At 69.1% G+C, this 14,592-nt stretch carries 11 protein-coding genes and 1 tRNA gene; 8 read left to right on the top strand and 4 right to left on the bottom strand.

Annotation, left to right across the window (positions count from 1 at the left end):
• Window positions 1–26 precede the first annotated feature (26 nt).
• Window positions 27–116, bottom strand: a tRNA-Ser gene (locus RMO01_RS14895).
• Between the two features lie 163 nt (window positions 117–279).
• Between RMO01_RS14895 and msrA the strand changes: the two genes are divergently transcribed.
• Window positions 280–927 (top strand): peptide-methionine (S)-S-oxide reductase MsrA, encoded by a 648-nt coding sequence (gene msrA, locus RMO01_RS14890; RefSeq protein WP_309629847.1) that lies wholly within the window; start codon window positions 280–282, stop codon window positions 925–927.
• Window positions 928–966: 39 nt separating this feature from the next.
• Here the strand turns inward: msrA and RMO01_RS14885 are convergent, their stop codons facing one another.
• Together RMO01_RS14885 and RMO01_RS14880 are read right to left on the bottom strand one after the other, a co-directional pair.
• On the bottom strand, window positions 967–2,133 hold the full coding sequence (locus tag RMO01_RS14885; RefSeq protein WP_309629846.1) for an aminotransferase: 1,167 nt from the start codon (window positions 2,131–2,133) through the stop codon (window positions 967–969).
• Window positions 2,134–2,218: 85 nt separating this feature from the next.
• On the bottom strand, window positions 2,219–2,806 hold the full coding sequence (locus RMO01_RS14880) for a DUF922 domain-containing protein (protein WP_309629845.1): 588 nt from the start codon (window positions 2,804–2,806) through the stop codon (window positions 2,219–2,221).
• A gap of 243 nt (window positions 2,807–3,049) precedes the next feature.
• Between RMO01_RS14880 and RMO01_RS14875 the strand changes: the two genes are divergently transcribed.
• From RMO01_RS14875 to RMO01_RS14850, 6 genes are all read left to right on the top strand, one after another.
• The gene (locus RMO01_RS14875; RefSeq protein WP_309629844.1) at window positions 3,050–4,888 is read left to right on the top strand and encodes a von Willebrand factor type A domain-containing protein; all 1,839 of its coding nucleotides are present in this window, start codon (window positions 3,050–3,052) and stop codon (window positions 4,886–4,888) included.
• 92 nt (window positions 4,889–4,980) lie between these two features.
• Entirely contained in the window at window positions 4,981–5,862 is an 882-nt protein-coding gene (locus RMO01_RS14870) for an AraC family transcriptional regulator (protein ID WP_309629843.1), read from the top strand.
• 414 nt (window positions 5,863–6,276) lie between these two features.
• Complete coding sequence (locus RMO01_RS14865; RefSeq protein WP_309629842.1) at window positions 6,277–6,798, top strand: sigma-70 family RNA polymerase sigma factor; 522 nt, start codon at window positions 6,277–6,279, stop codon at window positions 6,796–6,798.
• 37 nt (window positions 6,799–6,835) lie between these two features.
• On the top strand, window positions 6,836–7,762 hold the full coding sequence (locus RMO01_RS14860; protein WP_309629841.1) for a FecR domain-containing protein: 927 nt from the start codon (window positions 6,836–6,838) through the stop codon (window positions 7,760–7,762).
• Window positions 7,759–10,080 (top strand): TonB-dependent receptor, encoded by a 2,322-nt coding sequence (locus tag RMO01_RS14855; RefSeq protein ID WP_309629840.1) that lies wholly within the window; start codon window positions 7,759–7,761, stop codon window positions 10,078–10,080. Before RMO01_RS14860 ends, RMO01_RS14855 begins: the two co-directional genes overlap by 4 nt.
• A gap of 112 nt (window positions 10,081–10,192) precedes the next feature.
• Window positions 10,193–10,729 (top strand): porin family protein, encoded by a 537-nt coding sequence (locus RMO01_RS14850; protein WP_309629839.1) that lies wholly within the window; start codon window positions 10,193–10,195, stop codon window positions 10,727–10,729.
• Window positions 10,730–10,745: 16 nt separating this feature from the next.
• On the opposite strand, the gene RMO01_RS14845 is transcribed toward RMO01_RS14850, so the two are convergent.
• Complete coding sequence (locus RMO01_RS14845; RefSeq protein WP_309629838.1) at window positions 10,746–13,001, bottom strand: glycoside hydrolase family 88 protein; 2,256 nt, start codon at window positions 12,999–13,001, stop codon at window positions 10,746–10,748.
• Between the two features lie 127 nt (window positions 13,002–13,128).
• Between RMO01_RS14845 and RMO01_RS14840 the strand changes: the two genes are divergently transcribed.
• Window positions 13,129–14,508 carry a glycosyl hydrolase family 28 protein gene (locus RMO01_RS14840; RefSeq protein WP_309629837.1) on the top strand — a complete coding sequence of 460 codons (1,380 nt, stop codon included), beginning with the start codon at window positions 13,129–13,131 and terminating at the stop codon, window positions 14,506–14,508.
• Window positions 14,509–14,592 lie beyond the last annotated feature (84 nt).

The following is a 14,592-nucleotide window of genomic DNA, read 5'->3' as shown; positions in this document are numbered from 1 at the left end:
CAGGTCGACTGCCTCCTGGGCATCCGTGGCGGACAGAGAGGGATTCGAACCCTCGGTAGGCTTTCACCTACACACGCTTTCCAAGCGTGCGCGATCGACCACTCCGCCACCTGTCCGTTTCACCACGAGGGCTAACGCCCGGGAGGTCGCCCGGGGAGGGAGGGCTGATAGAACAGCCGAGCGCTGTGGGCAAGCGCCGCGCTGGTCAAAACGGGTCTGGGCAAAGGCGCGGGCCATTCCCATATGGTCGCCATGTCCCTTTTCTCACGGATGGCATCCATGCTGAGCCAGAAGACCACCCTGCCCACCGCCGCAAGCGCCCTGCCCGGCCGGTCCACCCCCCTGCCGACCGACGAGGTCCATTTCGTCAATGGTCGTCCGCTGAAGGGACCGCATCCGGAGGGGTTCGAGACCGCAATCTTCGGCATGGGCTGTTTCTGGGGCGTGGAGCGCAAGTTCTGGTCGCTGCCGGGCGTCTGGGTCACCGCCGTCGGCTATTCCGGCGGGATCACGCCGAATCCGACCTATGAGGAGACCTGCACCGGGCTGACCGGCCAGACCGAGGTGGTCCAGGTCGTGTTCAATCCGGCGGAGATCTCCTACGCCCAGCTGCTGAAGACCTTCTGGGAAGGGCACGACCCGACCCAGGGCATGCGCCAGGGCAATGACGTCGGCTCGACCTATCGCTCGGCCATCTACTATCTGAACGACGGACAGCGTGCCGAGGCCGAGGCGTCGCGCGACGCCTATCAGGGCGCACTGGCGAAGGCCGGCAAGGGCCAGATTACGACCGAAATCACGGAGGCCGGGCCCTTCTATTTCGCCGAGGGCTATCACCAGGGCTATCTGGCCAAGAACCCGGAAGGCTACTGCGGCATCGGCGGCACGGGCGTGGTCTGCCCGATCGGCGTCGGCGTCGAGGCCTGATCTCGGAGCGGGCGGGCATGGGCCTCTGAGGCGACGGGTCTAGGCCCGGCGCAGGGTCTCGGCCGCCCCGCCCAGCCGCTCGATCGCCTCGTCCAGGACGGCGTCGGCCTTGGCGAAGCAGAGGCGGATGACCGATCCGGCCGCCGCGTCCGAGACGAAGGCGGACAGGGGGATGGCGGCGACCCCGAAATCGACGACGGCCCGGCGGCAGAAGGCCTCATCTGACGAGGCGATACCCGAGGCCGTGAGGTCGAGGCCGAGGAAATAGGTTCCTTCGCTCGGGGTCAGGACGAAACCGTGGGCCGTCAAACCCGCCGCCAGTCGGTCGCGAGAGCGTTGCAAGTCGGCGCCCATCTCGGCGAAGGCGGCTTCCGGCCAGCCGAGGCCCGCGGCCACGGCGCTCTGCAGGTTCGGCGGGGTGGCGAAGGTGATGAACTGGTGGGCCTTCGCGACGGGGTCGACTAGGGCGGGGTCGCCGCAGACGAAGCCGATCTTCCATCCCGTCATCCCGAATATCTTCCCGGCGGATCCGATCTTGAGGGTCCGCGAGGTCATGCCCGGCTCCGCGATCAGGGAGCGATGGCGGCGACCGTCCAGGATCACATGCTCCCAGACCTCGTCGCTGACGGCGATCAGGTCATGACGCACGCAGACCCGGGCGAGGGCCGCGACCTCTTCGGCGTCGAAGGCGCGGGCGGTCGGGTTGTGGGGATTGTTGAAGACGACCATTCGGGTACGGGGCGTGATCACGGCCTCGATGGCGTCGTCCGTAAGGCGCCACAGCGGCGGCTGGAGCCGGACCGGGACGGCGATGCCGCCGGCGCGCTCGATCAGGGGGCGATAGGCGTCATAGGCGGGTTCGAAGATGACGATCTCGTCGCCCGGATGGACCCAGGCCATGATGGAGGCGGCGATCGCTTCGGTGGCGCCGGAGGTGATCAGGACGCCGTCGAACGTCAGGGGGACGCCCTGCAGCCGCCCGTAGTGTTCGACCACGGCGTGGCGCAACTCGGGCAGGCCGCGCGACGGGGCGTACTGGTTGGAGCCGGTCATCAGGGCGTCAGCGGCGAGGCGGCGGAGGCTCTGGGGTCCCTGATCATCGGGGAAGCCCTGGCCCAGATTGATCGCGCCATGCTCGCGGGCGAGGCTGGACATGACCTCGAAAATGGTCACCGGCATGTGGGCGAAGACGGGATGGGCGCGCATGTCTCCAACGGAGCCGAGCGGGGCGATCAAGGCAAGCCGGAAAGGACGTCCTGGTCTCAGACGTAGCTGACCCGGCCCGCGGTCGTCAGAAGACCGCGCCTTCGTTGCGGCCATGGCTGGTCAAACGGTCATACTCGGCGCTCGCGGCGCCGACTCTCTGGTTTTCCGCGAGGCCGACCGCCTGGGCGGCTGCGCAGTCGGGCGCCGCTCTCATCGCCTGTTGAACACCCTGGGCGCCCGCCGCGGCGATCCGGACGTGATTGGTCTCATGAAGGACCAGGGCCGCGAAATAGGTGTTCCATTTCTCGCGGTCGGTCCGGTTCATCTGATTCAGGGTGGCCAGATCGGGCAGGACGACAGTCACGGTATAGGTCACCGCAGTCCGGGCGGGGTCGCACCGACCGTTCGTCCCGGACAACTGCCACCTGTAGTTCCAGTAGGTCACGGCGTCGTGGCGCGCGCCGCTGAGATCGGCGGGCTTGCCGTCATTGATGCTGGCCCGCACGGCCCGGGCGTTCCGGCCCCGAACCTCGTAGCCGCGCAGGGTGACGTTCTCGATCTCCGTGACAGCCGGCGCGGCCGCGAGCAGGCGCGGGGACGCCTCCGGATAGGCGCTCAGGTCCGGGCCCGTCGTGGTTTGCAGGGCGAGCAGCAGCAAGGTCAGAATGATCATGTCCGCCCTTTATCACACGGTTCACGACTGTCGCTGCGGCGCTGCAACGGTCATCGCTCAACAGGCTTGGCTGAGCAGGGCCGGCTGTTTCAGCGCGCTGCCGAATGCTGACCGGGGCGCAGACAGGCCTGAGCGCCTGAAAGACACACCCCGGCCGCGCCTTAATCCGCACCGATACACGCCACAGTTCCGACCAACGCCGGTCCGTCTCATGGGATCAACGACATAACCCCGGAGGAAGCGATGCTGGCGACCATGCTGAAACAGGGGGTGGCGGCCGTCGTCGGCCTCAGCCTCGCTTCGCCGATCGCCGCGGCGCCCGTCCAGACCCGACCCGCCTATGAGCCCGGCGACGGGGCGGTCAGCGCCGCCGCCTGCGAGGCCCTCGGCATCCGCTTGAGAGCCCCGGTGGACGACGTCGTCGTCAGCGCATCGCGTATTGTCACCCCCGCCTACAACGGGCCGCCGCCGGTCGCCCTGCCGATCGAGCCGACGAAGAAGGAGGATCGCGTTGAGTACGGCGCGCCGCCACCCCCGCCGCCCCCGCCGCCGCCGCCCGCCCCGCCCGCCCCGCCCGCGCCGATGCGGCCCCCGGTCATCGGGATGAACGCCGCAGGCCAGACGACGGTGAACGGCGTCATCTCCAGCCTGCCCCAGCCGGCCAACACCGAGCGCTATCCAGACGCAACGCCCAACCCCGTCCGGCGGGTCGCCGAAGCGCCGGTTTCAACCTTCTCGATCGACGTGGACACGGCCGCCTGGTCCAACGTCCGGCGCTTTATCTCCGAGGGCCAGACACCGCCCCGCGACGCCGTTCGGGTCGAGGAGATGATCAACTATTTCGACTACGGATACGCCCGGCCCGGCAGCGCGGCCGAGCCCTTCGCGGTCACCACCAACGTCACTGGATCGCCCTGGTCAGAAGGCCGCCAGATCGTCCATATCGGGCTGCAGGGCTATGAGCTGCCGGCGGGAGAGCGGAAGCCGCTGAACCTGACCTTCATGGTCGATGTCTCCGGCTCGATGTTCGCGCCCGACAAGCTGCCCCTGGCCCAGCAGACGATGAACCTGATTATCGACAAACTCCGGCCCGAGGACCGGGTGGCGGTGACCTACTACGCCGGGTCGGTCGGGACGGCGGTCGGGCCGACGTCGGGATCCGAGAAGCTGAAGCTGCGCTGCGCCGTGGCCTCGCTCAACTCCGGCGGCGGCACCGCCGGGGCGGCGGGCATGGTCAACGCCTATGAACAGGCCGAGGCCGCCTTCGGGGCCGACAAGGTCAACCGCATCCTGATGTTCACCGACGGCGACTTCAACGTCGGGGTCACCGACGACAGGCGGCTGGAAGACTATGTCGCCGACAAGCGGGAGACGGGCATCTATCTGTCGGTCTACGGCTTCGGGCGCGGCAACTATCAGGATGCCCGGATGCAGACGATCGCCCAGGCCGGGAACGGGATCGCCGCCTATGTCGACGACCTGAACGAGGCCCGGCGCCTGTTCGGCCCCGCCTTCGATCGCGGCGCCTTCCCCATCGCCGACGACGTCAAGATCCAGGTCGAGTTCAACCCGGCCCGCGTCTCCGAATACCGGCTGATCGGCTATGAGACCCGGCTGCTGAACGAGGAAGACTTCTCCAACGACGCCGTCGACGCGGGCGAGGTCGGGTCCGGCGCCTCCGTCACCGCCCTGTACGAGATCACCCCCGTCGGCGGGCCGAGCCAGATCCCCGAGCGCCGCTATGACGCCAACCGGCCAGAGTCTTCCGTAGGCGATCCGAACGGCGAGATCGGCTTCGTCCAGGTCCGCTACAAACTGCCGGGAGAGCCGACCTCGCGCCTGATCCAGCACGCGGTTTCCCGCCCCTCTGCCCGGCCGCCGGAGGCCACCCGCTGGGCCATGGCCGTCGCCGCCTTCGGCCAGGGCCTGCGTGGCGATCCGTGGATGAACGCCGACTTCGACAACGCCGCCATCCTGGCCCTGGCCCAGGGCGCCCGAGGCCAGGACCCCTACGGCGACCGCGCGGCCTTCGTGCAGATGGTCCGGGCGGCCGGAACCCTCCGGGCGCGGCGCGAGCCCTAGACAGAGAGCCGGCGCGTCGCTGAACCGCAAGATCGGGCGAGCGCGGGACAACGGCCCCCTCCATACCGTAGTCACCACAGCGGATGAGGACGATGACGGCGGCGCTCGATCACTATCATGCCCGGATGCAGAGGGTGCTGGATCATATCGACCGGCATCTGGACGGCGATCTGGATCTTGAGGCGGTCAGCGGCGTCGCGGCGTTTTCCAAATTCCATTTCCACCGGCAGTTCAAGGCGACCTTCGGGGTGTCCCTGCATCGCTATGTCCAGCTGGCCCGCATGCGACGGGCCTCGAAAAGGCTGGCCGATGGCGAGGGTCAGAGCGTCACCGAAATCGCCCTGGACGCCGGCTACGAGACGCCTGATGCCTTCGCCCGCGCCTTTCGGCAAAGGTTCCGCCAGTCGCCGTCGAGTTTCCGGAAATCTCCCGACTGGGAGCCGTGGCTCAGCGCCTTCGGGCCGCTCAACTCAGCCAGGAGCAAGATCATGACGACCACATTCACCCCCGAACAGGTGACCCTCCGCGACGTCGCGCCGACCCGCGTGGCGATGTTCGAGCATCGGGGCGATCCCGGGACGCTCGAGGTCACCATCCAGGAATTCATCGCTTGGCGGAAGGCCGCCGGGCTGACGCCCCGGACCAGCTCGACCTTCAACATCTGGCACACCGAGCGGCGACCCGCGAACCCCGCCGACTATCGGATGGAGCTGTGCGTCGGCGTCGGCCCCGATCAGCGGATCGAGTCGACGGACGGGTCCGTCAGGGAAGGCGAGATTCCCGGCGGGCGGTGCGCGGTGCTGCGGGTGACCGGAGACACCCACAATCTGGAGCCCGCGGCGCTCTATCTGTACCGCGACTGGCTGCCGGCGAGCGGCGAGGAGATGCGGGACTTCCCCATCTACTGTCAGCGATTTCTTCTCGACGACCCGGAGCTGGGCACGGCGGCGGAGCTGCATCTGCCGTTGAAATAGCGGTGGCGTGAAAGAGGTGCGGCCCCGCGGACCGCACCCTCCGCTCACGACGGGGCGCGGGGGGAAACGCCCCCTGCCGGAGCGGTCAGCGCGGCGCGTGATCTGCGGCCTCTACGACGCCTGCAGCGTACGCATCGTACGGCGCAGACCGGTGATCGACCGGCGCTGTCATCGGATCAGGCGCCGTTGCACACAGCGATCACGATCGCAGCGATGGCCGCGAACACCATGTGGATCGTCTGCAGCGCGCCGGATGGAGGCTGCGGTTCCGGGCCGCTCGTGGTCATGGCGTCTCCTCCCTCTGGCCGATCAGAGGGAAGACGCCGCAGGCGCGCCCCAGCCTTACACGAATGCGACAGACGATCTTCCGACCTGGTTGCCAGCCGGATCGGCGAGGCGCTATGGGGCGCGCGAATGGAAGCGTCGCCCGAACATCCGGCCGCCGGCCTTGAAGCGATCTTCGCCGAAATGCGCCCGGCGCTGGTCCGCCGCGCCGCCGCAATGGGCGCTGCCGGGGACGCCGAGGACGTGGTCCAGGACGTCTGGCTGAAGCTGGGCGGCGTCGATGCGCCGGTGGCCAGCCCCCACGCCTACCTCCTGAGGATGGTCTATACGGCCGTGCTGGATCGCCGCCGGGGCCTGCGCCGGGCGGCGGTGCGCGATGCGACCTGGCAGAGCCCGGCCAACCTGGCCGAGGACACGGTCGAACCGGCCGATGCGGAGCGTCGGCTGATCGCGCTGCAGACGCTGCGGGCCGTCGAGGCGCGGCTGATGGCGCTGGGCGATCCGGCGGCGGCGATCTTTCGGCGGCACCGCATCGAGGGGGTGACCCAGCGCCGGCTGGCCGAGGAATTCGGCATGGGGCTGAGCACCATCGAGAAACATCTGCGGCGGGCCTATGCCGTCCTTCTGGACCTGCAGGAGGAACAGTCGTGAGGCGGATCGCGTCGGGCGGCGTCCTGGAGTCATGGGGATGAGCGCGTTCAGGACAGACATCGATCGGGAGGCGCTGGGCTGGCTGGTTCGCGTCAACGATACCGCCTTCGAGGCGTGGGAGGACTGGGACGTCTGGATGGCCGCCGATGCGCGCCATGCCGAGGCCTACTGGCGGCTGGCCGAGGCCGAAGATGACGCGGTCGAGGCGCTGAAAGCGGCTCCGGCGCCGGGCGTGCGGCGGGTCATGCCGCGCCGCGCCTTTGCCCTGCCCCGCCGGTCGGCGATCGCGGCGGCCGTGGCCGTGCTGGCCGTCGGTGGCGCCTGGATCGGCTGGAGCCAGCGGGCCCAGCCCTGGATCATCGAGACCGCGCCGGGCGAGACGCGGACCGTGACGCTGGACGACGGGTCACAGGTCTCGCTGGCCGGCGGCACGCGGCTTGTGCTGGATCGGAAGCATCCGCGCGATGTGGACCTGGAAGCCGGGCGCGCCCTGTTCGAGGTCGAGCATAACGCGGCACGGCCCTTTGTGGTGCAGGTGGCCGATGCGACCCTGACCGACCTCGGCACGACCTTCGACGTCACCCGTCTGGCCGATGGCGCACGCGTGTCGGTCTCCGAAGGCATCGTCCGCGTCGACATGCAGAACGCGACGGAGACCCTCAACGCCGGCGACGGCGCGCTGGCGACATCGGCAGGGATCCAGCGTCGCGAGGTTTCGACCGAGGAGGTCGCGGCCTGGCGCGAGGGTCGGCTGTCATACACGGGCGAGAGCCTGAGCATCGTGGCGCAGGATCTGTCGCGGGCGCTGAACCGGCCGATCACGGTCAGCCCGTCGGTCGCGAACCGTCGCTTCAGCGGCAGCCTGACCGCCACGACGGAGGCGGCGGACCAGAGGGCGCGGCTGGCGCGGCTGCTGGGCGTGTCGGTGGTCGAGGACGGCGAAGGCTGGCGGCTGGAGCCGTGACGACGGCGGCCCTGCTGGCGGCCGGAATGATCGCCCTGCAGTCCGGGGCGCCGCAGACGTTCGACGTCCGCGCCGGGCCCGCTGCCCAGTCCGTCAACCGGCTGGCGGCCCAAGCCGGGATCGACATCGTCATCACCACAAACCTGAACGGTCGCCGGACGCCCGACCTGCGCGGCCGGATGTCGCCGGAGGCCGCCCTGGACCGCATGCTGCGTCCACTGGGCGCGCGAGCGGTGCGGATCGGCGAGGGCATGTACCGGGTCGAGGCGGCGCCGGTTCCGCCCCGTCGACCTTTGGTTCGTCCGCCGCCGCCGCCCGAGATTGCGCCGACCCTGCTCAACGAGGTGGTGGTCACCGCCATGCCGCCGGTCGGGCTTGGCGGGGTGTCGGGGCGCGACACCGTCGACAGGGGCGCCCTTCAGAGGGTCGAGGGCGCGGCGGCCAGCGACGCCGTCTCCGATCTGTCGGCCACGGTCGAGTCGACGCGTCAGGGGACCGGCCGGAACAAGCTGTTCATCCGGGGTCTGGCGGACTCGGCCATGAACGGCCCGCTGCAGGCGACCGTGGGTCAGTATCTGGGCGACCTGCGCCTGAACTACGGATCGCCGGACCCCGACCTGGCCCTGATCGACGTGCGGCGGATCGAGGTGTTCGAAGGACCGCAGGGGACGCGGTTCGGGGCCGGATCGATTGGCGGCGTGCTGAGGCTCCAGCCCGAAGAGCCGGCCTTCCGGGAAACGACGGGGCGGTTCGTCGTCGGCGCGGGCGTCACCTCGGGCGGGGCGGAAAGCACCGAGGCCTCGCTGGTCGTGAACCGTTCGCTCGACAACCGGACGGCGGGACGGGTGGTCGCCTATTCGCGGCGCGAGGGCGGCTTCCTCGACAATCCGACGCAAGGGGTACGCGAGGCGGATACCGTCGACACGGTCGGGGGGCGCGCCTCGGTGCGCTGGACGGACGGAGACTGGACGGTCGATCTGGTCGGGGTCGGCCAGAGGGTGACGGCGGACGATGCCCAGACCACGGCCATCGGCGCGGCGCGCTTCGTCAAGCTGGGCCGCGTGCTGGAGCCTTACCAGAGCACCATCGTCCTGGCCGGGCTGACGGCCCAGAGGCGACTGGGGTCGGCCGTCCTCACCTCGGCGACGAGCATCTCGCGCCAGCAGCTGAACGAGCGGTTCGACGCCAGCCAGGTCAGCGAGCCCTTCCCCGAATTGGTCGATCGGCGCCAGACTGCGACGACGACCTCGACCGAGCTGCGGATCGACACCGACCCGATCGCGGGCTGGACCTGGTCGGGCGGGGCGGCGCTGGCGGTCGGGGAGACCCTGGTAGAGCGTCGTCGTCGCGACCTGTCGCCGACGCCTCGTCCGACCTATGGCGCGGATCTGAGACGGACCTTCACCGAGGCCACGGCCTTCGGCGAGGCCTCGATGTCGCCGGCGGACGACTGGCGGATCGCCTTGGGGGCGCGGTTGTCCGCCGTGAAGATCGACAGCGACGTGAGCATCGTCGACCTGGCCTCCGCGCGGGCGGGGCCGCAGATTAACGGTTTCAGCCTGCGGGTGACGCCGAGTCTGACCGCGCGCTGGGACGCCACGCCCGCCGCCACCGTGTTCGCACGCGCCGAGCAGGCAGTGCGACCGGCGGGGGTCAACGAGGCCAACGGCGCCTTCCAGCGCTACAACGGCGACCGCGTCACCCTGGTCGAGGTCGGCGCCCGCTCGCGTCAGTGGCGCGACGACCTGTCCGGCGAGGTCTCCATCGGCTGGGTCGACTGGCGCGACGTCCAGGCCGACATCGTCACCCAGGGCGGCGACCTGGTCACCGACAACGTCGGCGATGGTGTGATCCGCTTCGTCTCCATCAAGGGATCCTGGACGCCGACCCCGATGCTGGACATCTCGGGCGGCGTCTTCGTCAACGACAGCGAACTGACGCAGACCCGTTTCAGCATCATCGGCGGCGGCACGACCGACATCCCCAATGTCGCCCCGTTCGGCGCCCAGTTGAGCGTCGACTACGATGCGGGAACGCTCGGAGGCCTGCCGCTGAGGCTGGGCGCCGACTTCCGCTATATCGGCCAGTCCCGCATCGGCGTCGGCCCTTCGCTCGACGTGCCCCAGGGCGGCTACACCCGCTCCGAGCTGACGGCGCGGCTGGGCGACGAGCGGCGCGCGGCGACGCTGCGCATCTCCAATCCCCTGAACCAGGATGGCGTCCGCTATGGCATCGGATCGCCCTATCAGCTGACTTCGCCCCAGGCGGTGCCGGTGCGTCCGCTGACCGTCCGGCTGGCGTTCGAGGCCGCCTTCTGACGAGCTTTCGGGGCCGACCGTAAGGCGTATTCGGCCGGACGGCGTCCTTGGTTCATGGCGGCGATGCGGATGTGCGCGCCGCCCGAACAGAACCCGGAGACCCTCCCGCATGATGAAGACCACCCTCATGGCTCTCGTGGCCGCCTGCGCCCTCATGCCCGCGGCCGCCCAGGCCCAGAGCGATTCCCGCAGTTACGCCACCCTCGGCTACACGGCCGTCGACACTGAACAGTCCGAACTGGGCGCCGTCACCGGCCGCTTCGGCTACAAGGTCCTGCCCTGGGTCGGCGCCGAGCTGGAAGCCGGTATCGGCATCCAGGACGATAGCTTCGACGTCACGATCGGCGGCACGAGCAGCACGATCGAACTGAAGCATGACGTCGCCGCCTATGCGGTCGCCTTCCTGCCGCTGGGCGATCATTTCGAGGCCTTCGCCCGCGTGGGCTACGGCACGACCAAGATCGAGTCCTCGATCGGCGCCGTGAACGTGCGCGGCGACGGCGACGGCGAGAGCTTCAACTACGGCGTCGGCGCCAGCGCCTTCCTCGACGGCTGGAACGGCGTCCGCGTCGACTGGACCCGCCGCGATTTCCAGGACGACGGCGGCGAGGCCGATACCTGGTCGGTCAGCTACATCCGTCGCTTCTAGGCCCCGGCGTGGCGGGTCAGAACTCTGGCGTCTGACCCGCCACGAAGGTCTCCCACGCCTCGCGCGTGGAGAAGTCCAGACCGTGATCCCAAGCCGAGCCCATGTAATAGGTGAAGGGTACGCCGGGGGTGACCCGCACGAGGATCAGATAGTTTTCCGCGTCCTGAACGAACCCCTCGACCATCGCCGGATCGACCAGGATGGCGATGCCGAGGCTGCCGTGGCCGGGGTCGCTCGGCTCCCAGAACATCAACCGGCCGTTCGCCTGATCCCGCGTCACGAAGCCGCTTCCGGCGTCGTTGGTCCGCTTTGAGATGCCGATGCCGACGATCAGGGGCTCTGTGCTGTCCGACTGGATCGTGGACGTCATGCGGGTGAAGTTCGAACCCATCGGCAGGGAGAACTCGCGCGTCTCCCAGACCCGGCGGCTCACATCGACCGGCCAGGGGCGGTAGTCGACCGTGAAACGGGCCTCGTCGCCGCCCGTCTCCTCGATCCGGTGGGTCGAGAAGTTTCGGCTGGTCCACAGCTTGTTCTCGAACCAGACGCCGAGGCCGCCCGCGCCGCGACCGCGACCGACGTCATAGAAGTCGAGGCCCTCGCCCCGGTCGGTGTGATAGTTCGGATAGCGCAGCTGGCGGTCCATGTAGGGGTAGCGGACGCGCTTGGCCCAGACGTCGATGCCCGAACCTGACGGCGGCTCGCGGCCCTCCAGTGTCGGGCCGTAGATGCGGTGAGCGACGCGGTCGTTCTCCCACAACAGGTCGTCCAGACGGTCCGGCGCGAAGCGGGCGACGGCGCGCGGGACCTGTTCCTCCTCGGTGGGCGGAGAAAGGCGTTCGATGGTCGAGGGACGGCCCAGACCGGCGGGGTCATAGGCCAGGGCGCGGGTGGCGCGCATCTCGGCGTCGCGACGGGCCTGTTCTTCCGGACCGCGCACGGTGACCGGCGCCGGCGGGGTCGGGGTGGTGGCGACGATGACCTCGGCGCTGTCGCGCGCGGGTTCGGCCAGAGGCAGTGATTTCACCGGACCGTTCAGGTCGGCGATCTCCAGACCCGCCAGGATGTAGGTTCCGGAGACATAGAGGCCGATGTCGGTCGGGGCGGTCGAGACGGGCTGGTCGCCGGTCTTCTGGGCCGCGCCGATCAGACCGTTCGGCAGAACATGGCGGTTCAGGGCCGCCCAGCCCTTCTGGATCACCGGCAGGTAGGTCGCCCGATCCAGCAGGCCGTGGTTCACGCCCCAGGCCAGGGCGTAGACGTAGAAGACCGAGCCGGAGGTCTCGGCTTCCGGATAGGTCTCGGGATCCAGAAGGCTCGCACGCCACAGGCCGTCGTCCTGCTGCAGTCCGGCGATCCGCGGGGCCATCTGCTGGAAGAGATCGACGTAGTACTGGCGGCCAGCGAAGCCCGCCGGGACGCTCTCCAGCCAGCGGACCAGACCGCCCATGACCCAGCCGTTGGCGCGCGACCAGTAGATGCGGTCGCCGTGGGCGTCGCGGTGGTTCTCGTCCTTGAACCGCTCGTCGCGCAGGAACAGACGCTCGTCCGGGACCCACAGACGTTCCGCGGTGCGACGCCATTCCCTGTCGGCGGCGATCAGGTATTTCGGGTCGCCGGTAATGGCCGACATCCGGGCGAGAACCGGTGGCGCCATGTACAGGGCGTCGGCCCACCACCAGACAAGCGCGGGGGTCTCGGTCGCGCGGTTCAGGTGCGGGACCTGCCAGTCCAGACGCTGACGCAGGGGCATCAGGACGCCTTCCTGACCCCGCCGGGAATAGAGCTCCTCGTAGAGATCGCCGATGGCGATGTCGTCGGCGTTGAGCATGGTCGGGCCGGACCGGGCGCCGCGGACGCTGTAGTTATAGTGCTCGGCCACGGCGGTCAGGAACCGCAGGGTCTCGGGGTCATCGGACACCCGGGCCAGCCGCGCAGCGCCGACGTAGAAGGTCGCCGCCACCCAGTTGGACGACATCTGAGACAGGTTGCTGCCGGTCGACAGGGCGAGCGGCTCGGCGGCCATGGCGGCGATCTGGGACGATGCGACATATTCGACCGCAGCCATCGCCTCTTCGCGTGACGGCAGGTGCGACGGATCGGTGTTCAGGGCAGGACGCGGACGGGCCTGGAGCCATTCGGCCTCCACGCCCGGAGACAGCGCAGCAGGGCTTTGCGCCAGTGCGGTCGTGCCGAGCGCGGTCGTCGAAAGCAGGGCCGCGGCGAGGCCGAAAGCGGCGCGGCCCAAACCGGCTCGTGAAGCGAATGACATCGGTTACCTCCGTGACGGCTGCGCGTCTTGTGTTCACCCTATCGTCCGCTATCGTGGGACGAAAGAACAGAATGTGGGAAACTCCGCTGCAGAGCGTCGGGTGCTCCCGCCGCTCCGGAGGACCATCATGCACCGTCGAAACCTGCTGCGTCTCGGCCTCACCGGCGCGCTCGTCTCCGCCACCCCCGCCTTCGGGCAATCCGCCGGCCGCACCTTCGACGCCGCCGATTTCGGCGCAGTCGGGGACGGGGAGACGATCAACACCCGCCCGATCCAGGCCGCCATCGACGCGGCGGCGGGCGCGGGCGGCGGCACGGTGGTGCTGAATCCCGGCGTCTATCTGTCGGGGTCTCTGTTCGTGAAGTCGGGCGTGACCCTGATGATCGGGCGCGGCGCGACGGTGAAGGGACTGCGCGACCTCGCCGCCTATCCGATGGTCAGGACCCGCGTCGCCGGGATCGAGATGGACTGGCCCGCCGGCCTGCTCAACGTCTACCAGCAGCGCGGCGCCAAGATCACCGGCGAGGGACTGGTCGACGGCGACGGCAAGGTCTTCTGGGACAGCTACTGGGCGATGCGACGCGACTATGATCCGCGCGATCTGCGCTGGGCCGCCGACTACGACTGCCGGCGCCCGCGCCTGATTCACGTCTATGATTCCGACGAGGTCGAGGTGTCGGGCCTGAACCTGGCGCGGTCCGGCTTCTGGACCGTGCATGTCTGCTATTCGCGCGACGTGAAGGTGTCGGACCTGATCATCCGCAACAACCTCGGCGGACGCGGGCCGTCGACCGACGGGATCGATATCGACTCGTCGGAGCGGGTGCTGGTCGAGCGCTGCGACCTGTCGGTCAACGACGACGCCATCTGCATCAAGGCCGGGCGCGACTGGGACGGCCTGCGCGTCGCCCGCCAGTGCCGCGAGGTGCGGATCAAGGACTGTATCGTCCGCGACGCCCTGGCCGGCATGACCTTTGGATCCGAGACCTCCGGCGGGTTCGAGGACATCGAGGTATCGGGCCTGAGGATCGAGTACCCGGTGCCGCTGGGGATCTTCTTCAAGTCCGGCCACACGCGCGGCGGGGTGATCTCCAACATCCGCATCCGCGACGTCTTCATGCAGGACGTGGCGACCCTCTTCCGGGTGAACCTGAACTGGTACCCGAACTACAGCTACGCCCAGATCCCGGCGGGCATCACCGACGTGCCCGACTACTGGCGCGCCCTGGCGACGCCGGTGCCGCGTGAACAGGGCATCCCCCGAATCCACAACGTCCGTCTGTCGGACATGAAGGTGGTCGGCGGCAAGGTCGGGTTCGAGGCCGCCGCCTATCCCGAGGCTCCGCTGACCGACTTCGCGTTCGAGCGGCTGGACTGGGACGTGCGCGATGCGGGCACCATCGCCAACGCCTCGAACTGGCGGTTCACCGACTGCAATATCGACACGCTCGACGGCAAGGGGCCGAGGGTCGCGGAGTCGACCGGCGTGACGGGGTTGCGGGCCTAACCCACCCTTTTATCGCACGACCAAAAGAAAGCGGCCCGGAGCTTTCGCTCCGGGCCGAGTTTTGCTCTGGGAAAATCCTTGGGA

The sequence above is a fragment of the Brevundimonas sp. genome, assembly GCF_031412435.1.
GTDB lineage: Bacteria > Pseudomonadota > Alphaproteobacteria > Caulobacterales > Caulobacteraceae > Brevundimonas.
Note: the sequence above shows the minus strand (reverse complement) of the source record. Positions and strands in the feature narration are given on the sequence as shown.

Bases quoted from the DNA above. Each gene is read 5' to 3' on its own strand.
- msrA (WP_309629847.1), top strand. From the start codon at position 280: ATGCTGAGCCAGAAGACCACCCTGCCCACCGCCGCAAGCGCCCTGCCC.
- RMO01_RS14885 (WP_309629846.1), bottom strand. From the start codon at position 2,133: ATGCGCGCCCATCCCGTCTTCGCCCACATGCCGGTGACCATTTTCGAG.
- RMO01_RS14880 (WP_309629845.1), bottom strand. From the start codon at position 2,806: ATGATCATTCTGACCTTGCTGCTGCTCGCCCTGCAAACCACGACGGGC.
- RMO01_RS14875 (WP_309629844.1), top strand. From the start codon at position 3,050: ATGCTGGCGACCATGCTGAAACAGGGGGTGGCGGCCGTCGTCGGCCTC.
- RMO01_RS14870 (WP_309629843.1), top strand. From the start codon at position 4,981: ATGACGGCGGCGCTCGATCACTATCATGCCCGGATGCAGAGGGTGCTG.
- RMO01_RS14865 (WP_309629842.1), top strand. From the start codon at position 6,277: ATGGAAGCGTCGCCCGAACATCCGGCCGCCGGCCTTGAAGCGATCTTC.
- RMO01_RS14860 (WP_309629841.1), top strand. From the start codon at position 6,836: ATGAGCGCGTTCAGGACAGACATCGATCGGGAGGCGCTGGGCTGGCTG.
- RMO01_RS14850 (WP_309629839.1), top strand. From the start codon at position 10,193: ATGAAGACCACCCTCATGGCTCTCGTGGCCGCCTGCGCCCTCATGCCC.
- RMO01_RS14845 (WP_309629838.1), bottom strand. From the start codon at position 13,001: ATGTCATTCGCTTCACGAGCCGGTTTGGGCCGCGCCGCTTTCGGCCTC.
- RMO01_RS14840 (WP_309629837.1), top strand. From the start codon at position 13,129: ATGCACCGTCGAAACCTGCTGCGTCTCGGCCTCACCGGCGCGCTCGTC.